The organism is Rheinheimera muenzenbergensis (assembly GCF_036984005.1).
GTDB classification, from domain to species: domain Bacteria; phylum Pseudomonadota; class Gammaproteobacteria; order Enterobacterales; family Alteromonadaceae; genus Alishewanella; species Alishewanella muenzenbergensis.
The window spans coordinates 190,867-216,183 of record NZ_JALAAR010000004.1; the positions used below are offsets into that span (position 1 = coordinate 190,867).

Here is a 25,317-nt window from a genome sequence, read left to right on the forward strand (position 1 = left end):
TTACTTAGCCTAACCAGACACGGGCATTACGGAACATCCGCATCCAGGGGCTGTCTTCCTGCCAGCCATCTGGCTGCCAGGAGTTAGCTACTGCACGGAACACCCGCTCCGGGTGCGGCATCATTATAGTGACCCGGCCATCAGTGGTGGTCAGTGAGGTTATACCTGCCGGCGAACCGTTCGGGTTGTGCGGATATTGCTCAGTCGCTTTACCATAGTGATCAATAAAACGCATCGCTACCGTACCACTGTGATTGGCCTTAGCAAAGGCTTCACTATTGGCAAATTCGGCATGGCCTTCACCGTGCGAAACAGCAATTGGCATCCGTGAACCGGCCATACCGGCAAAGAACAGCGACGGGCTTTGTTGAATTTCGACCAGGCTAAAGCGCGCTTCAAAGCGCTCAGACTTGTTGCGCACAAAATGCGGCCACAATTCTGCACCCGGGATCAGGCTTTTCAGATTAGACATCATCTGACAACCGTTACACACGCCCAGTGAGAAGGTGCTTTGGCGTGCGAAGAAATCGGCAAATTGCTGACGGGCAATATCGTTAAACAATACCGATTTGGCCCAGCCTTCGCCGGCGCCTAACACGTCACCGTAAGAGAAGCCACCGCAGGCGACTAAGCCGTTAAAATCGCTCAGTTTAGCGCGACCGGCTAAAATATCGCTCATATGCACATCAACCGTGCTAAAGCCGGCACGGTTGAAGGCAGCCGCCATCTCGACATGCGAGTTCACGCCCTGCTCACGCAAAATGGCCACTTTCGGCGCAGCGCCTTTTAAAATATAAGGTGCAGCCACATCTTCGTTGATATCAAAGCTTAGTTTAACGTTTAAGCCAGGATCGGCAGCATCAGCTTTAGCGGCAAATTCCTGCTTGGCACCGGCCGGGTTATCGCGCAGTGCCTGCATCTGGTAAGTTGTTTCTGCCCAGATACAGCGTAAACGGGTGCGGCTATCATTTAACACCACTTTAGCACCACGGCTGAACACCAACTCGTCTGCCGTTGTCACTGTACCAATAACATGGCTGCAGGCCGATAACTGATGCTGTGCCAGCACTTGCTGAACATACTGAAGCTCGCTGTTGCTGACCTGAATTACCGCGCCCGGCTCTTCAGAGAACAACACCGCCATATCATCGCTACCCAAGGCACTGATATCAGCGCGTACACCGGCCTTACCGGCAAAAGCCATTTCAGCCAGGGTAACAAACAAGCCACCATCAGAGCGGTCATGGTAGGCCAGCAGCTTTTGCTCACGGGTTAGCTGTTGCAACGCATTGAAGAAGTTAATTAACAGCTCCGGGCTGTCTAAATCGACCGGTGTTTGCCCCAGTTGTTTATAAACCTGCGCTAAACAAGAAGCGCCCAGGCGGTTCTGGCCCTGACCTAAGTCAAGTAGCAACAGGCTGCTGTCACCTTTGTCAGTGCGCAGTTGTGGCGTTACCGTTTTACGGATATCTTCTACCCGGGCAAACGCCGTAATAACCAAAGACAGCGGTGATGTTACCGCTTTTTCTTCGCCGTTTTGCTGCCATTTGGTTTTCATCGACATCGAGTCTTTACCTACCGGAATAGTCACTTCCAGCGCCGGACAAAGCTCTTCGCCTATCGCTTTAACCGCCGCGTACAAGCCGGCATCTTCACCCGGATGGCCGGCAGCGGCCATCCAGTTAGCGGATAACTTAACCCGCTTTAAATCGCCAATGTCAGTGGCGGCAATATTGGTAATGGCTTCTGCTACCGCTAAACGCGCTGAAGCGGCAAAATCCAGCAGGGCAACCGGTGTACGCTCGCCCATCGCCATCGCTTCGCCGTGATAAGTATCATAGCTGGCTGCGGTAACACCACAGTTCGCTACCGGCACCTGCCAGGGGCCAACCATTTGATCACGGGCAATTAAGCCGGTTACGCTGCGGTCGCCAATGGTTACCAGGAAGGTTTTTTCGGCAATAGTCGGCAAGCGTAATAAACGTTCAGCAGCCTCTATCAACGTGACACCGGTTAAATCCAGTGCTTTACCGGCGGTTTGCGCACTTTGCACGTCACGGTGCATTTTCGGCGCTTTGCCCAGCAATACATTTAATGGCAAATCAATAGGCGTGCTGCCAAAGTGGCTGTCGGTCAGCGTTAGATGCTGTTCACTGGTGGCTTCACCTACAACGGCAAAGGGCGCACGCTCACGTTTACAGATCTGCTCGAATACCGGCATTTTGTCGGCCGGAATTGCCATCACATAACGCTCTTGCGATTCGTTGCACCAGATTTGCAGCGGCGACATACCCGGCTCATCGTTAGGTACATTACGCAGTTCAAACTTACCACCAACGCCGCCATCATTTACCAGCTCAGGGAAAGCGTTAGATAAACCACCGGCACCGACATCGTGAATAAACACTATCGGGTTGTCCTTACCCAACTGCCAGCAGCGATCGATAACTTCCTGACAACGGCGTTCAATTTCCGGGTTTTCGCGTTGTACCGAGGCAAAGTCTAAATCTTCTGCCGATTGACCCGATGCCATCGACGATGCTGCACCGCCGCCCAGACCGATATTCATCGCCGGGCCGCCCAGCACCACCAGTTTAGCGCCTACCGGTAAATCACCTTTTTGCACATGTTCCGCACGGATATTACCTAAACCACCGGCTAACATAATTGGCTTATGGTAACCACGTACTTCGTCACCGTTATGGCTTGGCACCTTTTCTTCATAGGTACGGAAATAACCGTTAATCGCCGGCCGGCCAAACTCATTATTAAAGGCCGCCCCACCTAAAGGACCTTCCAGCATAATATCCAGTGCCGATACGATACGGTCCGGCTTGCCAAAATCAGTTTCCCACGGCTGTTCAAAGCCAGGAATGCGTAAATTAGACACCGAAAAGCCCACTAAACCGGCTTTAGGCTTAGACCCTACCCCTGTTGCACCTTCGTCACGGATTTCACCACCAGAGCCTGTCGCAGCACCCGGATAAGGTGAAATAGCGGTTGGATGGTTATGGGTTTCTACCTTCATCAGTACATGGATAGGCTCATGGTGATACTGATAAGTATTGTCCGCCGCCTGAGCAAAAAAACGGCCGGCAACAGAGCCTTCCATTACCGCGGCATTGTCTTTATAGGCTGACAACACATAGTCCGGTGTTTGCTCAAAGGTATTTTTAATCATTTTAAACAGCGACTTAGGCTGCTGTACGCCGTCGATAGTCCAGTCGGCATTAAAGATTTTATGCCGGCAGTGCTCGGAGTTAGCCTGGGCGAACATATACAGCTCTATATCGTTCGGATTACGACCCAGTGCGGTAAAGTTGTCAAACAGGTAGTCTACTTCATCATCAGCCAGCGCCAGGCCCATTTCTATATTGGCATTCACCAGCGCAGCCCGGCCACCTTTGATAATATCAACCGAGCTTAATGGCGCCGGTTCGGCTTTCACAAACAGTGCCTGCGCCTGGTTCAGTTCGGTAAACACCGCTTCCATCATGCGATCATGCAGCAGGCTGGCCAGCTGGCTAAGCTGAGTGCTGCTCAGTGCTTCTGCCGCTTCAACATAATAGGCGATACCACGCTCTAACCGCGTAACCTGACTTAAACCACAGTTGCGGGCAATGTCGGTTGCTTTAGAAGACCAGGGCGATATGGTGCCCGGCCGTGGCGTTACCAGAATTAACTGGCCACGTGGTTCATGGCTGGCAATAGCCGGGCCATAGGTAAGCAATTTATCCAGCGTTTGCTGTTGGGCGTCAGTCAAGGCGCTGCTGATATCAGCAAAGTGCATAAACTCAGCATACAGGCTGCTTAGCGTTAAGCCACTTTGGGCGCTTTGGTCGAGTAACTTTTGAATTCTGAATTCGGACAGTGCTGGCGCACCACGCAGGATCAACATAGTTTTTTTTCCCGTGGGTTTGTCAAAGATGGTACCTGGGCTTAGCCCCTGATCGGCGCGCCATTATAAAGAAATTTCTGCCTAAGTGGTATGAGTAAACACTGACTGTACGACAGAAGTTTGTTATAACAGCGCAGAACACAGCATTGCAGGTTGGAGTGAATGCACAAAATCGGCTTTTGGTTGTGCTGGTTATTTTGGCTGACCGGTTGTACCCCGGCGCCAGAGTCAAGCCAACTTTACGATATTTATCAGCGTGATAGCATTAAGGTCGGCATTTTGCACGGCCCCACCAGCTATTATGTTGGCGTAGATGGGCCGGTCGGTTTCGAGCTGGAGCTTAGTCAGGCGCTGGCAGATAAACTCGGGGTAAAACTTGAGCTCTACCCCAGTTATCATTTAAATGAGTTGCTGCAAAAGCTGGATGCCGGTCAGGTAGACTATATCGCCGGCGGATTAACCCAAACCGAATTGCGTAAAAGCCGCTATCGCGCTTCGCCGGCTTATCGCTGGATTAATGAAGTGCTGGTGTTTAAACAAGGCAATACCTGGCCCAGAACCCTGGAAGAGCTTAGTGACACTATAGTGGTAGTAAAAGACAGTAGCCACGCTGAGACACTACAACAGCTGCAGTTTGAGCACCCGACTTTGCAATGGCAGCAGCACCCGACTCTGGATGCCGACGAAATTCTGCAACAGGTGGTAGATGGCAATATCAGCTACACCGTAACAGATTCGAATCAACTGGCGCTCAACCGGCGTTTTTATCCGAACTTAAGCATTGCTTTTACCGTACGCGACAACCTGCCGGTAAGCTGGCTGCTGGCCGACAACACTGATGATTCACTTTACGCCGTACTCATCGAATTTTTTGGCGCTATGTACCAAAACAGCGAGTTGATCACACTGGAAGATAAGTATTTTGGCCATATTCAGCTGTTTGATTATGTCGATACCCTGACTTATATCGAAGCGATTGAACAAAGCTTACCGGAATTTAAAGACTGGTTTGTGCAATACGCCGGCGAACTTGACTGGCGTTTGCTGGCAGCACTGAGTTATCAGGAATCGCACTGGAACCCTAAAGCCAAAAGCCCTACCGGTGTGCGAGGTTTAATGATGCTAACCTTACCTACTGCGCAGCAAATGGGTATTCGCAGCCGGCTGGATGCCGAGCAAAGCATACAGGGCGGCAGCCGTTATCTGCACCGGTTGCTTACCCGTATACCAGAGCGTATTAGTATGCCAGACCGGCTCTGGTTTGCCTTAGCATCGTACAATGTTGGCTGGGGTCATGTAGAAGACGCCCGCATTATTACCCAGCAACAAGGGGCGGATCCGGATAAATGGCTCGACGTTAAACAGCGCCTGCCATTACTACGGCAAAAAAGCGTGTACCAAACTACAAAATACGGTTATGCCCGTGGCGATGAAGCGGTAACCTATGTCGAAAATATCCGCCGCTACTATGACACCTTACTTTGGGTAGATGAACGCCAACAGGCAGACATCCGGCTGCAACAACAGAAACAACGCTTATCAGAACAAGTCAGTACAGAAAACTTGCCAGAGCAGCAACCGCAGTAGCTTTAGCAAGCTATTGAAAGCAGCAACCTTGACACCCATAGTAGGCAACAGCTAACGAATACAGGTGTGACATGTTAAAACGGAAAAAACCTCAGCGCGCTAAAACACGTCGCCGGCTGCTCGACGTTGCATCCGGCCGCCGGCGCATTAAACGTAATATGGCTGTGACGAAACTGCATCAACGCCGGCGCCACTATCTCGGCTTTTTTAACTTGCCGGCTGAGCCCGCTTAAGCGCTTTTTGCTCCGCCCTGCGACGCTGAAAAAAGCCGGATAACTGCGCAGCACATTGCTCAGCTAACACCCCGCCCGATAACTCGACCTGATGGTTAAAACGCTGGTGCTGCAATAAATTCAATACGGAGCCTGCAGCACCGGTTTTAGCGTCCGGCGCACCAAATACCAGACGCTGGATCCGGCTGTGCACCATAGCACCGGCGCACATGCTGCAAGGCTCCAGCGTAACGTATAAGGTGCAGCCAGGCAGGCGGTAATTCGTCAGAGTGCCCGCGGCAGCACGTATCGCCTGCATTTCTGCATGTGCAGACGGATCATTCAGGCTAATCATCTGATTCCAGCCCTCACCTACTATCTGGCCGTCTTTTACCAGTACAGCCCCAACCGGCACCTCGCCTTGCTGCTCAGCTCTGGCTGCCAGATTGATGGCATACTGCATCCAGTCTTCATCTGTCATAATGGTTTACAATTAATTGCTAGCTCCAGTGCTGAGTTTACCACTATATTTTGGTGTATTTAGCTAATCTTTTGTTTATATAGCGCAAACAAAGCAGGCCAATAAATTTTAATGCCTTGATTAATATCACCATTAACTAACTGGCATCGGCCTTGCTTATTATGCCTGCACAACTAAAGGAGACACATTATGGATATGGGTGTAGTTATTATTGCCGTAGTGGCTATTATTGGTGGCATCGGCTACGACGCACTTAAAATGCGTTATAAATACCAGCAACTTGCTTCAGGTAAAGGCGTCGATAAACTTGAACAGGAAATAGCTGAGCTAAAGCAACGTATTGCGACACTAGAAAGCATAGTGACCGATAAACCTTACCAATTAAAACAACAAATTAATCAGCTGTAACGGAGTGTAAATTAGCATGGGACCATTTGAAATAGCAGCTTTGGCTATTGTCGGCGGCATAGGATTATCGGCCTTTAAGGTGTATCACGATAATAAGGGCAAAGCCGGTAGCGCAGAGCTGGAGCAGCTTAAAGCAGAGCAGGAAAAGCTTAAACAACGCATTGCCACACTGGAAAGCATTGTCACTGACAAGTCATATCAACTGAAAGATCAAATCAACCGCTTATAATCGCGGTTGTTTTTGCATAGTCGACAGCGTGGCAGTTCAGCATTGATATGGTACACTGCCAGCAACTGCTGACAGGAGCTGACAATGTCGACGGAAACTCTGGTTAACCGTGCCCGTATTATATGTGAACAAAATGGCGCCCGCTTTACTGCTATCCGGGAAAAAGTATTCCGCCTGCTGGCCGATCTTAATGGCGGCATTGGCGCTTATGAGTTGCTGGAGCAATTAAAACAAACCGAGCCTGGTGCCAAACCTGCTACCGTATACCGGGCTTTGGAATTTCTTACTGAGCAAGGCTTTATTCATAAAATTGAATCAAGCAACGCCTTTTTGCTTTGTCATCATTTTGGCCATCATCATCCGGCACAATTGCTGATCTGTGACCAGTGCGGCAACGTAACTGAATTACATGCGCACATATTACATGACGAATTTAACCGTCAGGCGGTATTACAGGGGTTCACTATCCAACAGCAAACCATCGAAGCACACGGTTTATGTAAAAGCTGCAAACTGCAATAATAAAAACCAGTTGGATCAACAAGCTGGCTTGTGTATTTAGTAAAAGCTTTCTAAGCTTATACTGGCTTGGCCATCGGTATCCGTATTTTTATAGGCATTAACATGAATGTTGAATTTATAAACCCGTTTCTTTCTTCTTTGGTAAATGTTCTGAGCACCATGGCCAATACCACTATCGTTCCGGGCCAGCCACGAATTAAAAAAGACGAAGTTGCCCGTGGCGACGTGTCAGGCTTAATTGGTATGGTTAGCCCACAGACCAAAGGCTCATTTTCTATTACATTTGAAGAGTCGCTGGCGGTAGAAATAATGTTTCGCATGCTGGGCGAGCGGCCAAAAGGCATTACTGCCGATGTTACCGACATGGTAGGTGAAATTACCAATATGGTTACCGGTGGTGCTAAGCGCATACTCGGTGAAAAAGGTTATGACTTTACTATGGCCACCCCAGTGGTGGTATCGGGTAAAAACCATACTATTTCGCATAAATCCGAAGGTGCGAAAATATTAATGCCGTTCGATTCAGACTTTGGCAAGGTGCATATCGAAGTCAGCTTTGATAAATAACTGACGTTGTTGCCCAGGTTAGCTGTCAAAGCAGTTAAGATGGCGGTTCAATCAGCGGTTCTAACATTGATTTAAGTTCAGCACAGGCATTTTGCGCTGCCAGCACTTCTGCTGGCAGATTATTTGCTGCTGGTGTTAACTGTATGGCCAGTCCGGCCTGAATCACACTAAGTGGGCGAGAAAAATCCTGCTGCGAAATCCGCTCAATTTTTTGCTTTAAGTGCACATTTTCCATTAAAGTATCCACCTGATCACGCAAGGCTTTTTGATCATTCAGCAAGCGGCAGTGTGTATTCACTCTGGCTTTCACTACAGGTGGGTTTACCGGCTTGGTAATATAATCGACCGCCCCGAGCTCCAGCCCCTGCACCATGTCTTCGGTTTTATCCATTGCAGTCAAAAAGATAACCGCTATATGCTGGGTATTAGGATCCGCCTTTAATCGCCGGCAAACTTCAAATCCGTCCATTTGTGGCATCATCACGTCCAGCAGCACCAAATCCGGTTGTGGCTCAGTAGCGCAAATCTTCAGCGCTGTAGCGCCATTCGTTGCCGCTTTCACTATGTAGTCTGGCCGCAATATTTCACTGAGCAACTGAATGTTGTCGGCGACATCGTCCACCACCAGAATGCGGCTTTGTTGTTTGGTATTTTTCGCCACAGCACTGTCATCCGTACCAGCGGTGGTTGGCGCTATTACTTTGGCAGCTTTTACCGGTTGTTCAATAGCCCGGCGGATACGGGCACTGAGGATCTTTGCCGAGAATGGTTTGGCGATATAATCTGACACCCCGCTACGAATAGCATTAAGTACACTGGCTTGTTCAATAGCAGCAGAAATAATAATAAAAGGCGTCATTGCATACTTTTTATCAGCTCGCAGACGTTGCAATAAACTGATGCCGTCCATTTTTGGCATCTGTGCTTCAGAAATGATTAAGTCTACCCTGATACCTTCTGTCAAAATACGCAGCGCATGCTCACCGTTGCTTGCCGCCATAATATGGCTAAAACCCATCTCAGTGAGTATGGCTTTAACAATATCTCTGATACTTCCGGCCGCATCGACAACCAACACCACCATAGCACTGTACGACTTTTTGTGCGGGCTGGACGTGTCATCAGTGTTTAGCTCCATCATCATACTAAGTTCCCGGATTGTTTATTTAGAACAATAAACTGAAATGGCAATATACATTGGCTAATACTAAGGCTATGTTAACCCTATTGGAACAGCTGTAAACTACTTTATAGTCGCCTGCAAACAGAATTGTTTATGCCGGCGAATAAACATAGGAAATAGCGGCGATGAGGCAGCCTGACGCATTAGCTGGAAATAAAGCCACGATATTGGTTGTTGATGACACAGCAGAAAATATCGACGTTCTAAGCGGTCTTTTACGTCATGACTATAAGGTAAAAGCGGCGTTAAATGGCGCTTTGGCGCTGAAAATAGCCCGCAGCCTGCCGCAACCCGATTTGATCTTGCTTGATGTGATGATGCCGGATATGGATGGCTATGAAGTGTGCCGCCAGTTAAAAGCAGATGCCGATACACACCATATTCCGGTCATTTTTGTTACAGCAAAAACCGAAGAGGCCGATGAGGCACAAGGCTTTGCCTTAGGTGCTGTCGACTATATCACTAAACCCGTCAGCCCGCCGTTAGTGTTAGCCAGAGTCAAATGCCATCTGGCGCTGCGGGACCAGGCTAAGCATCTGGAAAATCTGGTGCAACAACGCACACAGGAACTGCACGACAGCCGTATCGAAATTATCCGCCGCTTGGGCCGCGCCGCTGAATACAAAGACAATGAAACCGGCCTGCATGTTATTCGTATGAGCTGGTTTAGCCGCTTTCTGGCAGAAGCCGCCGGTAAAGATGAAGCCTGGTGTGACCTGCTGTATCACGCCGCGCCTATGCATGATATCGGCAAAATTGGTATACCGGATCAGGTATTGCTAAAGCCAGGCAAGCTGGACGCCAATGAATGGCACATTATGCAGCGCCATGCGCAGTATGGTGCAGATATCATTGGTGAGCACAGCTCACCCTTGTTACAAATGGCCCGCGAAGTTGCTATTTTTCATCATGAGAAATGGGATGGATCAGGCTACCCACAAGGATTAACGGGTACCGCCATACCGCTATCTGCCCGCATCGTCGCGCTGGCGGATGTATTCGATGCCCTGACCAGTGAACGGCCTTATAAAAAAGCCTGGCCCGAGCAGGAAGCTGTGAATTTATTACAGGAACAAGCTGGCCGCCATTTTGATCCGGAGCTGGTGCCATTGTTTATTGCGTGCTTGCCCCGCATCCGGCAAATTCAACAGCAGTATCAGGAACAGTGCCACAGTACCGATTAGTCAGGGAGCCAATCAACATGCCAAAGCTTGTACTTGTCAGACTTATCAGCGGCCTTGTTAGCCTGCTGCTAACTTTAACGGCTCAGGTACAGGCGGCGGAGCAGAAAATAGAAGTGCTGTCGGTTTACAGCGGGGCAGCCAATCCACAAATCTATGCACTAACCAAAGATCAGGCGGGTTTTCTCTGGTTCGGCACCTCAGACGGTGTTAAACGTTATGATGGCTACAGTTTTACCTCATTTCAGCACGACGCACAGCTAGCTGGCAGTTTGTCACATAATAATGTTGGCGTTATTTTAAATGACTCGCAAAACCGTTTATGGGCCGGAACCTGGGGCGGCGGCCTGAATTTGTATCAGCGCAGTAGTCAGTCGTTTCAGGTATTTCGGCATCAGGCCGAGCAAAACGACAGTATTGGCACAGACAAAATTCAATCACTATATGAAAGCCGTGATCAGCAGCTTTGGGTTGGCACTAACGGCGGTGGTCTGAATCGTTATATTGCACAAAGCGGTACTTTTCAGCGTTACCTGCCAGAGCAGCCCAGCAAAGGCAGCCAGCGCATCTGGAGTATTGCCGAAGACAGTAAGGGTAATATCTGGGCTGCCACCTCAGATGGCCTGCTGAAACTAGATCGACAGCAAGATAAACTGCAACGTTTGGGCACCGTCGCCGATGGTCTGGATCATCCTGAAATCCGCACTTTGTATATCGATGCAGCTGATCGGATTTGGATCTCAACCCGACTGAGTTTTGGTTATTTTGAACCGACCACAGGCCTGTATACCAGTATAACGTTACCAGAGGGCAGCTCTCCTACCGTAACCAGCGTTACCCCGTACAAGGGGCGTTTACTGCTGGCCACGCTGGCCGGTATTTACCAGTTTGATCCTGAAGCCTGGCAATTTGACCCTGTCGGTAGTAATGGCGAGTGGGCATTGCTTGGCAATAGAGATGTGCGGCAATTATTAATTGATTCGACCGGCGTGTTATGGGCCGCGACCCGCTATTCCGGTGTTATTAAAGTATTCCCACAGCATGCCGCATTTCAGTCATGGAGCAATTACCTGCCGCAGTATGCGTTGTCAGGTTTGTATTCACAGGTGTTGTCTATAGTTGAAAACCCGGATGGTGGATTGTGGCTGGGCACCGGCAAAGGCCTGGTTGCCTTTGATATGAATGGCAACTTTACCCCGTTGACGGAACAGGATATGCCGCAAGGCCTAGCCAGATTTCGCATCAAGAGTATGGCTTACCTGCCGGACGGACGCTTGCTGATGGGCACAGATTCAGGCATTTTTGCTCTGCAAAATAACACCATAATCCAGCTGGAACTGGATTGGTGGCCAGAGCAGCATGATTCAATTGAATCGCTGAGCACCGATCAGCAGGGTAATATCTGGATCGTGTTTTCCTTTGCCAACAATGTCGTGCGCTGGAACGAACACAGCAATGAGGTGAGTTATTTCCTGCAAGATATTGATCCGGTATTTAGCTTTGCCGACAGTGATGGCGACATTTGGGTTGGCACTGAAGGCCAGGGCATTCAGCGGTTACAGCCGGCAAGCGGTACAGTACAACAATTTTTACCCGGTAACGGCAATGCCGGTCCCGGCAATGGTTATATTAATGCCGTTATCCAGACAGATGCCGACACCTTATGGTTTGCCAGCCGCAATGGGGTCGACCGCTACAGTAAAAGCCAGCAACAATTTACCCACTTTAATAATATTACAGAAGATCAAGGCCTTACTGTACAGGCTTTGGCCAGTGACGACAACGGCATGATTTGGCTGGCCACCAGCAGTGGCATTTTCCGCCTGGCACCAGACACCGGCAGCTTTCACCATTTCACCACTAATGATGGCTTAGTCAGTAACAGTTTTCAGGCTCGTTCTGCACTGAAAATGCGTGATGGCCGCGTGTATTTTGGCAGCATAGATGGCATTACGGCCTTCAACCCGGCTGCAGTACAGGTTAATAGTGTGATACCGCCCCTGGTGATCACGGCGCTGAGCATAGACGGCAAAAGTCAGTTTCCGCTTCCCGACGTGCTGACATTAAAACCAGATTACAAAAACATCAGTATCAGCTTTGCCGCGCTGGATTTTCAGGCCAGTGCCGACAACCGTTATCGCACCCGCTTAGCTGGCTACGATGACAGCTGGGGGCATAGCACTGCCGCTAATCAGGTATCCTATGGCCGCATGCCACCAGGCGAATACCAGTTTGAATTTATTGGCAGTAATAATCACGGCGTCTGGAACCGGCAAAGTCAGTCATTGCGTATTATTGTGTTGCCAGCCTGGTACCAAAGCTTGTGGTTCCGTATCTTAGCCCCGCTGACACTGGCAGTGATACTGGGCCTGCTTTACCTGGCCAGGGTGCGGCAGCATAAAGCTACTGAACGCTACCTGTCGGAACAAATAGAACAGCGTACCCGGGATATTTTTGTACTGGGCGATGTCGGTAAAGATATCGCTGCAACCTTTGAACTGGAGCAGGTCTGCCAGCTAATTTATAACCATCTCACCAACTTATTAGCAACTGACTATTTTGCCATTGGCCTGTGGCAACCGACAGCCGCTGAGCTGGAGTTAGTATTCAGTCAGCACCTTGGCCAGCGTCAGCCAAAGCGTGTTGTCAGCGTCGATAGTGGTCACAGTGCAGAAGCCCGCTGTATCCGGCAACAACAGGAGGTTATTGCCATTTCTGCTGACGATTGGACAGCAGCGCAGTTAACCCCGGCCGACAGCCTTAATGGCAGCAAAACTGGCAGTATGTTATGTTTTCCGCTGTTAGCCGGCAGTAAAACGCTCGGTTTACTCACCCTGCAAACAGACCATGCTAATGCCTATGACAGTGCGCAAATTACTATTGCCCGGGTAATCGCCAGCCATGCTGCTGTCGCCATATCCAATTGCCTGTTTTTTAATGAATTGGCCAAAACCGAACAACGGCTTGAATTGGCAATGCAAGGCGCTAATGCCGGCACCTGGGAATGGAACGTACAAAGCGACGAGTTGATCACCAACGACATCTGGCCCGCCATGCTGGGCTACAACCAAAGCCAGCTGGCAGATTTATTTGGTAACCGGTTAGCCAGGTTAGCACAACTGATGCACCCGGATGACGCCCCAGCAGCAAGCCAGACGCTACGCCAGCACTTACGTGGCGAAAGCGACATCTACCGGGCAGAATTCAGAATGCAAACCGCTGCGCAGCAATGGAAGTGGATCCTCAGCATCGGTAAAGCCATTACAGACGATACAAACCGCAGTGGCGGGCAGTCGGTGCAACGGGTGTTTGGCATCAATCTGGATATCAGCGACAGCAAAGCCATGCAAGCCGAGCTTACCGACGCGAAAGAAAAAGCCGAACAGGCTACCAAAGCCAAATCTGACTTTTTATCCAATATGTCACACGAGATCCGCACGCCTATGAATGCCATTATTGGTATGAGCCATCTGGCGCTGCAAACTGATTTAAATCGTAAGCAACGAAATTATATAGAAAAAGTGTACCGCAGCGCTGAGGCATTGCTGGGCATAATTAATGACATTCTAGACTTCAGTAAGATTGAAGCCGGCAAAATGGACATTGAACACATTGCGTTCCGGCTCGACGATGTATTGGACAATCTGGTTAACATGGTCGGACTAAAAGCGGAAGAAAAAGGCATTGAATTACATTTTGCTATAGCACCGGACATTCCGATGGCATTGCTGGGCGATCCGTTACGGCTGGGGCAAATCCTGACTAACCTGTGCAACAATGCGATAAAGTTCACCGAGCAGGCCGGCGAAATTGTCATCGGTGCGCAAATACTGCAGCAGGATGACAACAACATCAACCTGCAGTTTAGCGTCAAAGACAGCGGCATTGGCATGACCGGCGAACAGCAGCAACGCTTGTTTCATTCCTTTAGTCAGGCCGACAGCTCCACTACCCGCAAGTACGGCGGTACAGGGCTGGGGCTGGCTATTTGCAAAACACTGACCGAACTGATGGGCGGGCAGATCAGCGTGCACAGCGAAGCCGGCAAAGGCAGCACCTTTACCTTTAATGTGAATCTGGCGGTTCAGCCAGGCGAATCCTCGAAACGGCATCAGCTGAGCCAACAAATATCAACGCTACGCATACTGCTGGTAGATGATAACGCGACCGCCAGGGAAATATTGTCCGGCATGCTGCAAAGTTTAAATATGCAGGTTGAAGTAGCAAAAAGCGGCCAGACTGCATTGGATTTGCTGCAACAGGCAGATGCAGCACAACAGCCATTCGATTTGGTACTGATGGATTGGCAAATGCCGCAAATGGACGGTATGCAAACCACCCGTCTGTTGCAGCAACTGCCGCTGCAGCAACAGCCGGCTGTGATTTTTGTTACGGCGTTTGGGCGGGATGTCATCGACCATACGCCAGCCGGGCTCAATATCAGTAGCTATCTGAGTAAGCCCGTTACGATGTCCAGCCTGTTCGATGCCATGATGATGGCCTTAGGGCACGACAGCTTCCGCAGCAAACACGAGCAGCAACGACAACAATTAACGCCAGATACCTTAAGACAGCTTAGAGGTGCGCGTATCTTGTTGGTTGAAGACAATGAACTGAATCAGGAGCTGGCCAGCGAACTGCTCAGCAGCAATGGCATGCAGGTAACGATAGCGGCTAACGGCGAACAGGCGCTGCAACAATTGGACTTAGCCAGCTTTGACGGTGTGCTGATGGACTGCCAAATGCCAGTGATGGATGGCTACACTGCCACCCGGGCTATAAGGTCCAAGCCACAGTTTCAACATCTGCCGGTTATAGCAATGACGGCCAATGCGATGGCTGGCGATCGGGAAAAGGCGCTGGCCGCAGGGATGAACGACCATATCGCCAAACCGATAAACGTCAATGCGATGTTTAACACTATGGCAAAATGGATAGTACCGGCCAATCCGCAGCCAGATGACGCAAATGCTGAACCCGCCTCTGCCGCGCCGGATACCGAATTACCCTCACTCCCCGGCATTAACACCGCCCGCGGTCTTGCTACCACCCAACATAATCAAAAACTTTATCGCAAATTGCTCAAACGTTTTGCCAGCAGCTACACCAATTTCCCGGAGGATTTTCATGCCGCCCAACAGGATGAAGATGACAGCGCCGCTATGCGTTATGCGCATACGTTAAAAGGCACGGCAGCGAATATTGGTGCTGAAGCGCTGCAAGCCGCCGCTGCCGGGCTTGAGCACTGCTGTGACGCCCAGCGAGATGTCAGGGCAGCGCTGCAACAGGTTGAGGCTGAGCTGGCGATAGTGCTAAGTGGATTGGCGTTACTGCCAGAGCCGGCAGAGGCTGTTACAGCACAACCTCAACAGGCAGATGCAGAGCAGATCAGGACCTTGCTGACAGAGTTGCAAGCGCTGATCAATGACTATGATACCGATGCCACCGATATAGCCGGGCAGCTGCAACACTTGCTGCAACATACGCCGCAGCGCGCCGGGCTAAACAAGCTACAGCAGGCTATAGAAGCCTATGACTTTGAACAGGCAGCCAGCATTCTGCAGACGATAATGCCACTGTACCGTGGTGATAACTAAAGAACTGCGCCAGCAGTATGAAGATAATTAAACTGCACCCGGCTGGTAATATTGCACAACAGCTCGTAAGGAATAGTATCGACACAGCGTGCCAGTTGCTCTACCGGTAAGTCATTACCCCACAGGATCACTTTATCGCCAACGGCTACCGCTTCGCTGCCGATATCGACAGTGATCATATCCATCGATACGCGGCCGACGATAGGCAGGCGCTTACCGTTAATCAATACATCGGCATTGTTGCCAGCCGCTCGCGGATAGCCGTCGCCATAGCCCATAGCCACCACCGCCAGGCGGGTGTTGTGCGCGGCTATCCAGCTGCCACCGTAACCTACCGCATCACCGGCTTTCACTTCACGTACGGCAATAACACTGCTGCTTAATGTCATAACCGGTTTTAAACCATGCTCACAGCCTACAGCCTCTGCCATTGGCGAAACGCCATATAACATTAAACCTGGCCGCACCCAATCAGCATGGCTTGGTGGCCAGTTTAATACCGCGCCGGAATTGGCCAGTGAATGCTCACCGGCACGCCCCTGAGTGATCTGCTGAAATAACGCTAATTGCCTGGCTGTTGCCGGCTTATCCAGCTCATCTGAGCTGGCAAAGTGGCTCATCAGTCGCAGTGGTCCCTGCACATTGCAGCTTTGGCTCAGGCGCTGATATAACTCATTAAACTCATCCGGATAAATACCCAACCGGTGCATGCCGGTGTCGATTTTTAACCAGACCCGCACCGGCGCATCCAGCGCTGCCGCCAATAAAGCTTCTGCCTGCTCGCGATGGTGTATTACCAGTTGCAGATTAGAGGCAACAATTTGTGCCAGCTCATCGGGATGAAAAAAACCTTCCAGCAATACGATTGGCTTGGCAATGCCCCCGGCACGCAACGTCAACGCTTCATCCAGCCTTGCTACCCCCAGCGCATCTGCCTGTTTCAGTGCTTGCGCCACCGCCAGCATGCCATGGCCATAAGCATTGGCTTTTAATACCGCCAACACTTTGCTATTTGGCGCCAGCTGCTTTACCCGGGTAAAGTTATGCTCAAGCGCAGTTAAGTCTATGGTAGCCTGCGGCCGGCGGCTTAGCATTAATCTTCCTCAAACCTGGCGCTACCGGCGTAGTTGTCAAAGCGCGAATAACGGCCATGGAAGGTTAGCCGCACCCGGCCTATCGGGCCGTTACGCTGCTTACCGATGATAACCTCAGCGGTGCCTTTATCCGGGCTGTCGTCGTTGTACACTTCGTCGCGATAGATAAACATAATTAAGTCGGCGTCCTGCTCGATAGAGCCAGACTCACGTAAGTCTGAGTTAACCGGCCGTTTATCAGCACGTTGCTCCAGTGAACGGTTAAGCTGCGACAGCGCCACTACCGGCACTTTCAGCTCTTTTGCCAAAGCTTTTAACGAGCGGGAAATCTCGGCAATTTCCAAGGTACGGTTCTCACTTAAGCCCGGCACTGTCATCAGCTGCAAGTAGTCGACCATGATCATGCTTAAACCACCATGCTCGCGTGCCACCCGTCGTGCCCGCGAGCGCACTTCCGTTGGCGTTAAACCCGAGCCATCGTCGATATACATTTTGCCTTTAGTGTTGAGAAGCTCAATGGCAGATGACAAACGTGCCCAGTCTTCATCTTCCAGCTGACCGGTACGGACCTTGGTTTGGTCAATACGGCCTAAGGAGGCCAGCATACGCATCATAATTTGTTCTGACGGCATCTCTAAGCTGAAAATCAGCACCGGCTTATCGGAGGTAATAGCCGCATGCTCACACAGGTTCATCGCAAAGGTAGTTTTACCCATCGATGGCCGCGCGGCCACGATAATCAAATCTGATGGTTGCATACCGTTGGTCATTTTATCCAGATCGACATAACCGGTAGATACACCGGTAACACCGTCATGCGGCGAGCGAAACAACTCGTCGATTTTCTCAATGGTTTTCGCCAGAATACTGTTGATTGGCTCCGGGCCTTCATTGGCATTGGTGCGCTGCTCGGCAATTTTAAATACTTTGGTTTCGGCAAAGTCTAACAATTCAGCCGAAGTGCGGCCCTGGGTGTCGTAGCCGGCATCGGCAATGTCATGCGCCACTGAAATCATATCGCGCACGACGGCGCGCTCACGCACAATTTCGGCGTAGGCTAAAATGTTTGCCGCGCTGGGGGTGTTCTTGGCGATTTCGCCCAAATAGGCAAAGCCGCCTACGTCGTCCAGTTGTAAATTGGCTTCTAAATCTTCAGATACGGTAATAATATCAATGGGCTGAGTTGCTTCGGCCAGACGCGACATGGCAGCGAAAATAAAGCGGTGTGCGCGTAGGTAAAAATCCTGCTCGACCACTTTTTCGGCCACCCGGTCCCAGGCTTCATTGTCCAGCATTAAGCCGCCAAGCACGGATTGCTCAGCTTCTATCGAATGTGGCGGCATTTTAACCGCGGCAACCTGTTTGTCTTTGATACTACTCATAACACCTGTTTCAGTTAGCGAAAACAGCATAATGCTAACCCGCCGCAGGCAGATCACAAAGCAAAGTCAGAGAAATTTTTATCGGGGGATTTAAATAACAGCGGGGACTAACAACAGAAAAAGCGCACTGCCAACGCAGTGCGCCTTCCAGCAATTAAGCTTCTGCGATTACAACAACTTTAACTGTTGCTGTAACTTCAGCGTGTAACTGAACGTCGATATCGAACTCGCCAGTTTCACGTAAAGTACCGTTTGGCAGTTTAACTTCTGCTTTAGATACTTTAACGCCGGCTTCAGTGATCGCATCAGCGATATCACGGGTGCCAACTGAACCGAACAGTTTGCCTTCATCACCAGCTTTAGAAGCGATAGTCACTTCACCCAGCGCAGCAACTTTAGCAGCACGGTCGTTTGCAGCAGCTAAGTCAGCAGCTAATTTAGCTTCTAATTCAGCGCGACGGGCTTCGAATTTCTCGATGTTAGCCTTAGTAGCCGGAACCGCTTTACCCTGTGGGAATAAGAAGTTACGGGCATAGCCAGACTTAACAGCTACATTGTCACCTAAACCACCCAGGTTAGCGACTTTGTCTAACAGAATAATTTGCATTGCTTATACCCCTTCTGTATTAACTGTGTGAGTCGCTGTACGGCAGCAGAGCCAGGTAGCGTGCGCGCTTGATAGCACGGGCTAATTGACGCTGATACTTAGCGCTGGTACCAGTAATACGGCTAGGTACGATCTTGCCGCTTTCTGTAACGTAGTTTTTCAGAACAGCGGTATCTTTGTAATCAATCTCTACAGTGCCTTCTGCAGAAAAACGGCAGAATTTACGGCGACGGAAAAAACGTGACATTTGCCTGTCTCCTAACTTATATGTTCAATTTGTTGCGCATGCAGCACCAGCTTGGCTTGTCCGCTGCGGCTTTGATGGCGGTTTAAAAAACCTGTCACCTTTACCATGTTGCCCAACGTTAACTGTCGGGTATGTTGTGTTAGTGCGGTTCCGGTCAGTACTACCTGTATCCTGACATAGGCCTGGCGGTTTAAGCCGGCTTCCATCTGGTTACTGCGATGTTCTAACACCAAAACCGTATGCGGTATGCCCGCCGGACTTTCGCTGTGCTCCGGTTGACGGCAGATACTGCCAACCAGTACGGTGCAATTGTCCATTAACAACAACTTACTCTTCGTTTGCTACTTGCTCTTCATGTTCACGAGGAGCACGTTCACGACGTTCATCACGTACTTTTGCCATTGGTGATGGCTCAACTACGGCACTGTCAGTGCGCATAATCAGGTTACGTAATACCGCGTCGTTGTAGCGGAAGTTAGTTTCCAGCTCATCAATCACAGTTTGTGGTGCTTCTACGTTCATCAGAACATAGTGAGCTTTATGCAACTTCTGGATTGGGTAAGCCAGTTGACGACGGCCCCAATCTTCCAGACGGTGAATAGAACCACCCGCTTCTTTGATCGCGCCAGTGTAACGCTCGATCATGCCAGGTACTTGTTCACTCTGATCAGGGTGAACCATAAAAACGATTTCGTAATGACGCATTGTAGCTCCTTACGGTTAGTAAGCCTCGGGGGAACTCGGCCGGGGTTCTCATGGAGGCAAGGAACGTTAGTGTATGGCCGAAGGTCGCGTATTTTACGGACTCAGCGGGCAAATAACAAGCAGATATTTCATTAGCTGCGCTGGCGCACAGCTTCGAACAGGCAAATTCCTGCTGCGACCGATACATTAAGGCTGGATACAGCACCAAACATCGGAATTTTTACCAGGCTGTCACAAGTTTCGCGGGTTAAGCGGCGCAGACCTTCGCCCTCGGCGCCCAATACCAGCGCCAGTGGGCCTTTTAAATCGGCATCGTAGACTAAGGTGTCAGTTTCACCGGCAGTGCCAACTATCCAGACTCCGGCATCTTGCAACTCACGTAGAGTGCGGGCTAGGTTGGTAACCGTAATAAAAGGTACGCTTTCAGCTGCGCCACAGGCTACTTTACGCACTACTGAGGTGAGTTTTACCGAGCGATCTTTGGGCGCCACCACCGCATGCACACCGGCGGCGTCGGCGCTGCGTAAAATAGCACCCAGGTTATGCGGGTCGGTAACACCATCGAGGATCAAAATAAACGGTTTGTCTTTGGCTGCAACAATAGCGGCCAAATCAGCTTCAGTGCCGCTGCTCTGTAAACGCGCTTTAGCCACCACGCCCTGATGCTGACCGCTAACCATATCATCCAGAGTTTTACGGTTACAAAACTGCACCGACACGCCGTTCTGACGCGCTAACTGAATGATTGGCTGCATGCGTTTGTCGTCGCGATCTTTCATCACAAACAATTCCAGCACATCTTGCGGCGCACGCTGTAAAAACGCCTCAACCGCGTGAATACCAAAAACCAGATCTGCGTTCATTGTTAATCCTTAATGCCGACATTTAAAAATGGCCGGCAGTTTACCTTATTACTTAGCTTTACGCCGTGGCTTTTTACGGGCGGTAATATTACGTGCACCTTTGGGCTTTGCGTCCGCTTTGGCTGGTGCTTTGCCTGGCTTTGCCGAACCGCGCTTGCCGCCTTTGTCAGCCGCAGCTTGTTTAGAAGCTTTAATATCAGCTTTATTCACCACACGTTTGGGCTCGCCTACTAACACTAAATCAATTTTGCGCGCTTCCAGATTTACTGCAGCCACTTTTACTTTCAGTAAATCGCCCATGCGGTAAGTTACTTTGCCGTGCTCGCCGCTTAGCGTATGACGTTCGGCGTCAAAATGGTAATAGTCGTTTTGCAACGAGGTGACATGTACCAGACCTTCGATGTATAGCTCAGTTAAGCGTACAAATAAGCCAAAGCTGGTTACTGTAGACACCACACCGTCAAACTCTGCGCCTAAATGGTCTTGCATATATTCGCATTTTAACCAGTCGGCCACTTCGCGGGTGGCGTCATCGGCGCGGCGCTCGGTCATTGAGCATTGCTCGCCCAGCGGGTTAATCTCGGCTTCGGTGTATTCGCGCGCTCCGGTAACCTTCTGCCCTTGCTTGGCCAGTAAGGCTTTAATGCCGCGGTGCAGCACTAAATCCGGGTAACGACGGATGGGCGAGGTAAAATGGGCATAGGCTTCCAGCGCCAGGCCAAAGTGTCCCTGGTTATCGCCCTGGTACACGGCCTGCTTCATTGAGCGCAACATGGTGGTTTCAATCAGCTCACGGTCCGGCCGGTCGCCAATTTTTTCCAGCGTTTGCGTTAGCTCAAGCGGGGTCGGTTCTGCCGACAAATTGGCATCGATACCCAACTCGGCCAGGAATCGGCGAAAGTTATCAAAGCGATCGGCATCTGGTCGCTCGTGCACACGAAATAGCGTATGCGCTTCGTGCTTTTCAATAAAACGGGCTGCCGCCACATTGGCCATGATCATGCACTCTTCGATGATCTTATGTGACTCAACGCGGTGTACCGGCACTATCTGCTCAATTTTACGGTGGCTGTTAAAAATAAACCGCGTTTCTACCGTCTCAAATTCAATGGCACCACGTTGGCCACGTACCTTGGCCAGCTTTTTGTACAGGCTGTTCAATGTTTCGATATTGGTTAAATTCGCGGCATACTGCTGACGCAATTCCGGATCGCCCTGCAGGATCTTATGCACTTTGTTGTAAGTTAAGCGCGCACTGGAATGCATTACCGCTTCATAAAACTGATAGCTGTCGAGTTTGCCGCTGGCACTGATATGCATATCCGCAACTAAACATAAGCGGTCAACATGCGGGTTAAGTGAGCACAGGCCGTTAGATAACGCCTCAGGCAACATTGGCACCACATGGTCAGGGAAATACACTGAGTTACCGCGTTCTATCGCAGTGTTATCCAATACCGTATAAGGCAAGACGTAGGCACTGACATCGGCAATCGCCACCCATAAGCGCCAGCCACCATTGTCTTTGGCTTCAGCGTACACAGCGTCGTCAAAGTCGCGCGCATCTTCACCATCAATGGTAATTAAACCGAGTTGGGTTAAATCAACCCGGCCTTGTTTGGCGTCTGCGGGTACTTCTTCGCCATAATTAGCCACTTGTTTCAGCACAGCATCGGAAAACACATGCGGAATTTGATGGTTGCGAATAGCAATTTCAATTTCCATACCCGGCGCCATATGCTCGCCCAGTACTTCGGTTACTTTGCCTATACCATTAACCCGTTTCGATGGCCGCTGGGTGATCTCAACCAACACGACCTGACCATGCCGGGCTTCGCCCTGCTCACCGTCTGGAATTACAATGTCCTGCGTAATACGCGGATCATCCGGTACCACTACACCTAAGGCGAAATCCTTGTAATAGCGGCCAACAATGGGTTCGCTGCGTGGCTCTAGCACCCGCACAACACGGGCTTCTACTTTATCTTTACTGTTAATACTTTGCGCGGTAGCCAGCACGATATCACCGTGTAGCAAACGCTGCATTTCAAAATTGGGGATAAACCAGTCCGGCCCGCCCTGTTCTAATTTTAAAAAACCAAAGCCTTCACGGTGGCCTAATACCGTGCCTTTTACCAGGTCCATATTATCAACCAGACCATAACGGCGGTTTTTGGTATAGATTAACTGGCCGTCACGCTCCATGGCGCGCAGGCGTTTTTTTAACGCAAAAATAGTATCGTCATCAGACAAGCCCAGTTCGGCGACTAATTCTTCAAAATAAGCGGGGCTTTGGCGTTTTTCGATATGCTCGAGAATAAATTCACGGCTGGGGATAGGGTTGTCGTATTTTTCCTGCTCACGCGCAAGATGCGGATCATTTACCGTCATTAAGTTATCTTTTGTGTCCTAAATTGTGCTAAGTGTAACAGCTAAACGGCATTATGAGTATGAACTTCATTTTACCGCCTTTCTGGCACTAGCAACTACCCGCGCCGGCATTTTTTGCTCTAACTGCGCCAGCAGCTGCTGTATTTGGTTATGGGTGGCACTATCGGCAGTTATTGCATGGTGCAACCAGCGGTAGCTTTGTTCAAAATCAACCGGGCTACCGTGGCCATCCAGCAATATTTGCGCTAAGCGCAATTGCGCTTTTAAATTACCTAATGCTGAGGCTTCACGTAAATAGATAATGGCTTTATCAACATCTGGCTGTACAAAGCGGCCAATATGATAATAGCGACCGACTTGTTCCAAACCTTCGGGCAGGCCCTGGCCCGCGGCTTGCAGCATCAGATCCCAGCCACGTTCAACATTGCGTGGAACACAGACGCCATAGGCCAGCATATCACCATACAAAAACTGATAAGCCGGTAACTGCATTATATCGGCACGGGCGTCGATATCGCGTACCAGTTGGCAATCATCATCACGCACTCGCTTCAAATGGCTATTGGTTTGGATCAACGCCAGCAGTTCGTCCTGGCTGTACAGTTGCACTGCTTCCAGTTCCTGTGCCTGTAACTGTGCGAATGCCGGCATCAGCAACCATGCCGCTATAAACCAATATTTTTTACTCATCTTGTGCGCCTGTAAATTGTCACTTTAGCCTTATCGGCCGCTACCTGTATTAATAAAGCAAGTTTCGCGCCTGTTATTGCTCATTGTTTAGCACCCAGGGGGCGGCCAGCTGCGGTTTCAGTACTTTGCTGTGTATTGTAGCGCTGCTTACTGCCACATCGCTGCAGCTGCCATTGACTAGATAACTAATGGCTTGCGCATATAACGGATCGTTAGCGACTCCCCAGTCGCCGGTAATGACGTCACTAACCGGGCAGTTAGGTTGTAAACCGTCAAAATACGCGCCTTGATCCAGGGCGTTTACTGTTTGAAAGTTGATAGCAAATAATACGTAATCAGCAATAATATCCGGCTGTTGGCCAACCGGTTTGCCACAGGTGGTGCTGCCTATTTGCACCACGTCAATAAATGGCAACAAGGAGTTGATCACCAGCTCACTGGATGAGCAACTTGCGGCCGTTGTCAGCACAAACAACCGGTCTAAATTTAACACCGTGCTACCGGCACCGGCAGAAAATAAGGTGGTATTGTTTTTACCGCTGTTCTTATCGTTAAATTGATACTTCACAAAGGCCTGACCCAGCACATTGTTACCTGCTACCTGTGTACTCAGCTGATTCGCCACGCGGATTAACCCGCCACCGTTGTAGCGTAAATCCAATACCAGCTCGTCAACATTCTGGCTGGCGAAGTAAGCAAAGGCCTGTTGCAACTCAGTTTCAGACAATTCTATAAAGCTGTTAAACACCAGATAACCAACGTTTTTTCCTGACACAGTGCTAACCGAGCGATGTAAAACGGTATTGGTCGTCACTGCTGCTTTAATAAAGTCTGAAGTTAGCTGCGTGCCGTCCGGTTTACGCCAGACAAAATTACGTACTACGCCTGCCTCATTCGGGCCGTAAATGTCATCACTGTTGGCACTGCCTGCATCAAGCCGGCTTAGCCATTCTGTTACGCTGGTGCCTTCGATTTCGATGATTTTGTCACCACGGCGCAGGCCGTTTTGCCCAGCGGAACCATCGTCGTACACGTAAGCAACCTGTAGCGCAGTATTATTGTCGACCCGCACACTGGAAAAACCGTAACCAAAAAATGTCGCATTAATAAAGCGGTCGTCGTACTCCTGTCGGGTCAGGACAAAACTGTAACGATCTTGCGGTGCCGCCATGGCCTGCAGCAGTGCAGACGGCGAACTGTAGTTGGCGGGATTAATACCAACGGGTATATCGCGATACCACAGGTAATCCTGCTGCATTGCGCAATATAGCTGCGAATTAACATCAGGACGCTGGCAGATATTTACACTACCACTATCGTTGCTATCACTGCTGCCCCCACCACCACAGGCAGCTAGTGAAAAGGCTAAACACAATACCAAGATACGCATAATTTATGCCCCGCTTATTTTTCAATCAGCATAAAACAAAAACGCTGCCTGTGGGCAGCGTTTTTTTATACGTTGACGCGAAT

The 25,317-nt window shown here is 50.1% G+C and carries 20 protein-coding genes; 7 read left to right on the forward strand and 13 right to left on the reverse strand.

Annotation, left to right across the window (positions count from 1 at the left end):
* Positions 1-4: 4 nt before the first annotated feature.
* Positions 5-3,898, reverse strand: coding sequence for a phosphoribosylformylglycinamidine synthase (purL, locus tag MN202_RS06485; RefSeq protein ID WP_335735283.1), 3,894 nt, complete (start codon positions 3,896-3,898; stop codon positions 5-7).
* Positions 3,899-4,060: 162 nt separating this feature from the next.
* On the opposite strand from purL, the gene mltF reads away from it, so the two are divergent.
* Complete coding sequence (gene mltF, locus MN202_RS06490) at positions 4,061-5,485, forward strand: membrane-bound lytic murein transglycosylase MltF (RefSeq protein WP_335735284.1); 1,425 nt, start codon at positions 4,061-4,063, stop codon at positions 5,483-5,485.
* A 207-nt stretch (positions 5,486-5,692) separates the two neighbouring features.
* Here the strand turns inward: mltF and tadA are convergent, their stop codons facing one another.
* Positions 5,693-6,178, reverse strand: a complete 486-nt coding sequence (tadA, locus tag MN202_RS06495) for a tRNA adenosine(34) deaminase TadA (RefSeq protein WP_335735285.1) — start codon at positions 6,176-6,178, stop codon at positions 5,693-5,695.
* Between the two features lie 189 nt (positions 6,179-6,367).
* Here tadA and MN202_RS06500 point away from each other — a divergent pair, with 189 nt between their 5' ends.
* The 4 genes from MN202_RS06500 (at position 6,368) to MN202_RS06515 (ending at position 7,904) form a co-directional block, all read left to right on the forward strand.
* Positions 6,368-6,586, forward strand: a complete 219-nt coding sequence (locus tag MN202_RS06500) for a hypothetical protein (protein WP_335735286.1) — start codon at positions 6,368-6,370, stop codon at positions 6,584-6,586.
* Positions 6,587-6,602: 16 nt separating this feature from the next.
* A complete protein-coding gene (locus tag MN202_RS06505; RefSeq protein WP_335735287.1) occupies positions 6,603-6,815 on the forward strand; it encodes a hypothetical protein in 213 nt (70 codons plus the stop codon).
* Between the two features lie 84 nt (positions 6,816-6,899).
* Positions 6,900-7,337 (forward strand): transcriptional repressor, encoded by a 438-nt coding sequence (locus tag MN202_RS06510; RefSeq protein ID WP_335735288.1) that lies wholly within the window; start codon positions 6,900-6,902, stop codon positions 7,335-7,337.
* Positions 7,338-7,439: 102 nt separating this feature from the next.
* Positions 7,440-7,904 carry a chemotaxis protein CheX gene (locus tag MN202_RS06515; RefSeq protein WP_335735289.1) on the forward strand — a complete coding sequence of 155 codons (465 nt, stop codon included), beginning with the start codon at positions 7,440-7,442 and terminating at the stop codon, positions 7,902-7,904.
* Between the two features lie 34 nt (positions 7,905-7,938).
* Here the strand turns inward: MN202_RS06515 and MN202_RS06520 are convergent, their stop codons facing one another.
* A complete protein-coding gene (locus tag MN202_RS06520) occupies positions 7,939-9,048 on the reverse strand; it encodes a response regulator (protein ID WP_335735290.1) in 1,110 nt (369 codons plus the stop codon).
* A 164-nt stretch (positions 9,049-9,212) separates the two neighbouring features.
* Between MN202_RS06520 and MN202_RS06525 the strand changes: the two genes are divergently transcribed.
* A complete protein-coding gene (locus tag MN202_RS06525) occupies positions 9,213-10,271 on the forward strand; it encodes an HD-GYP domain-containing protein (RefSeq protein WP_335735291.1) in 1,059 nt (352 codons plus the stop codon).
* A 17-nt stretch (positions 10,272-10,288) separates the two neighbouring features.
* The gene (locus MN202_RS06530) at positions 10,289-15,865 is read left to right on the forward strand and encodes a response regulator (RefSeq protein WP_335735292.1); all 5,577 of its coding nucleotides are present in this window, start codon (positions 10,289-10,291) and stop codon (positions 15,863-15,865) included.
* Here the strand turns inward: MN202_RS06530 and alr are convergent.
* From alr to MN202_RS06580, 10 genes are all read right to left on the reverse strand, one after another.
* Positions 15,862-16,959: an alanine racemase gene (alr, locus tag MN202_RS06535; protein WP_335735293.1), complete on the reverse strand. Its 1,098-nt coding sequence runs from the start codon at positions 16,957-16,959 to the stop codon at positions 15,862-15,864. The genes MN202_RS06530 and alr overlap by 4 nt on opposite strands.
* Positions 16,959-18,341, reverse strand: coding sequence for a replicative DNA helicase (gene dnaB, locus MN202_RS06540; protein ID WP_335735294.1), 1,383 nt, complete (start codon positions 18,339-18,341; stop codon positions 16,959-16,961). The genes alr and dnaB overlap by 1 nt, the downstream gene beginning before the upstream one ends.
* A 154-nt stretch (positions 18,342-18,495) precedes the next feature.
* Complete coding sequence (gene rplI / locus MN202_RS06545) at positions 18,496-18,948, reverse strand: 50S ribosomal protein L9 (RefSeq protein WP_335735295.1); 453 nt, start codon at positions 18,946-18,948, stop codon at positions 18,496-18,498.
* A gap of 19 nt (positions 18,949-18,967) precedes the next feature.
* Complete coding sequence (gene rpsR / locus MN202_RS06550) at positions 18,968-19,195, reverse strand: 30S ribosomal protein S18 (protein ID WP_008218940.1); 228 nt, start codon at positions 19,193-19,195, stop codon at positions 18,968-18,970.
* Between the two features lie 11 nt (positions 19,196-19,206).
* The gene (priB, locus tag MN202_RS06555; RefSeq protein WP_335735296.1) at positions 19,207-19,512 is read right to left on the reverse strand and encodes a primosomal replication protein N; all 306 of its coding nucleotides are present in this window, start codon (positions 19,510-19,512) and stop codon (positions 19,207-19,209) included.
* 10 nt (positions 19,513-19,522) lie between these two features.
* Positions 19,523-19,900 (reverse strand): 30S ribosomal protein S6, encoded by a 378-nt coding sequence (gene rpsF, locus MN202_RS06560; protein WP_027672333.1) that lies wholly within the window; start codon positions 19,898-19,900, stop codon positions 19,523-19,525.
* Between the two features lie 131 nt (positions 19,901-20,031).
* Positions 20,032-20,763: a 23S rRNA (guanosine(2251)-2'-O)-methyltransferase RlmB gene (gene rlmB / locus MN202_RS06565; protein WP_335735297.1), complete on the reverse strand. Its 732-nt coding sequence runs from the start codon at positions 20,761-20,763 to the stop codon at positions 20,032-20,034.
* Positions 20,764-20,811: 48 nt separating this feature from the next.
* On the reverse strand, positions 20,812-23,154 hold the full coding sequence (rnr, locus tag MN202_RS06570; RefSeq protein WP_335735298.1) for a ribonuclease R: 2,343 nt from the start codon (positions 23,152-23,154) through the stop codon (positions 20,812-20,814).
* Between the two features lie 66 nt (positions 23,155-23,220).
* Positions 23,221-23,844: a tetratricopeptide repeat protein gene (locus tag MN202_RS06575; RefSeq protein ID WP_335735299.1), complete on the reverse strand. Its 624-nt coding sequence runs from the start codon at positions 23,842-23,844 to the stop codon at positions 23,221-23,223.
* A gap of 73 nt (positions 23,845-23,917) precedes the next feature.
* Complete coding sequence (locus MN202_RS06580) at positions 23,918-25,234, reverse strand: S41 family peptidase (RefSeq protein WP_335735300.1); 1,317 nt, start codon at positions 25,232-25,234, stop codon at positions 23,918-23,920.
* Positions 25,235-25,317: the final 83 nt, after the last annotated feature.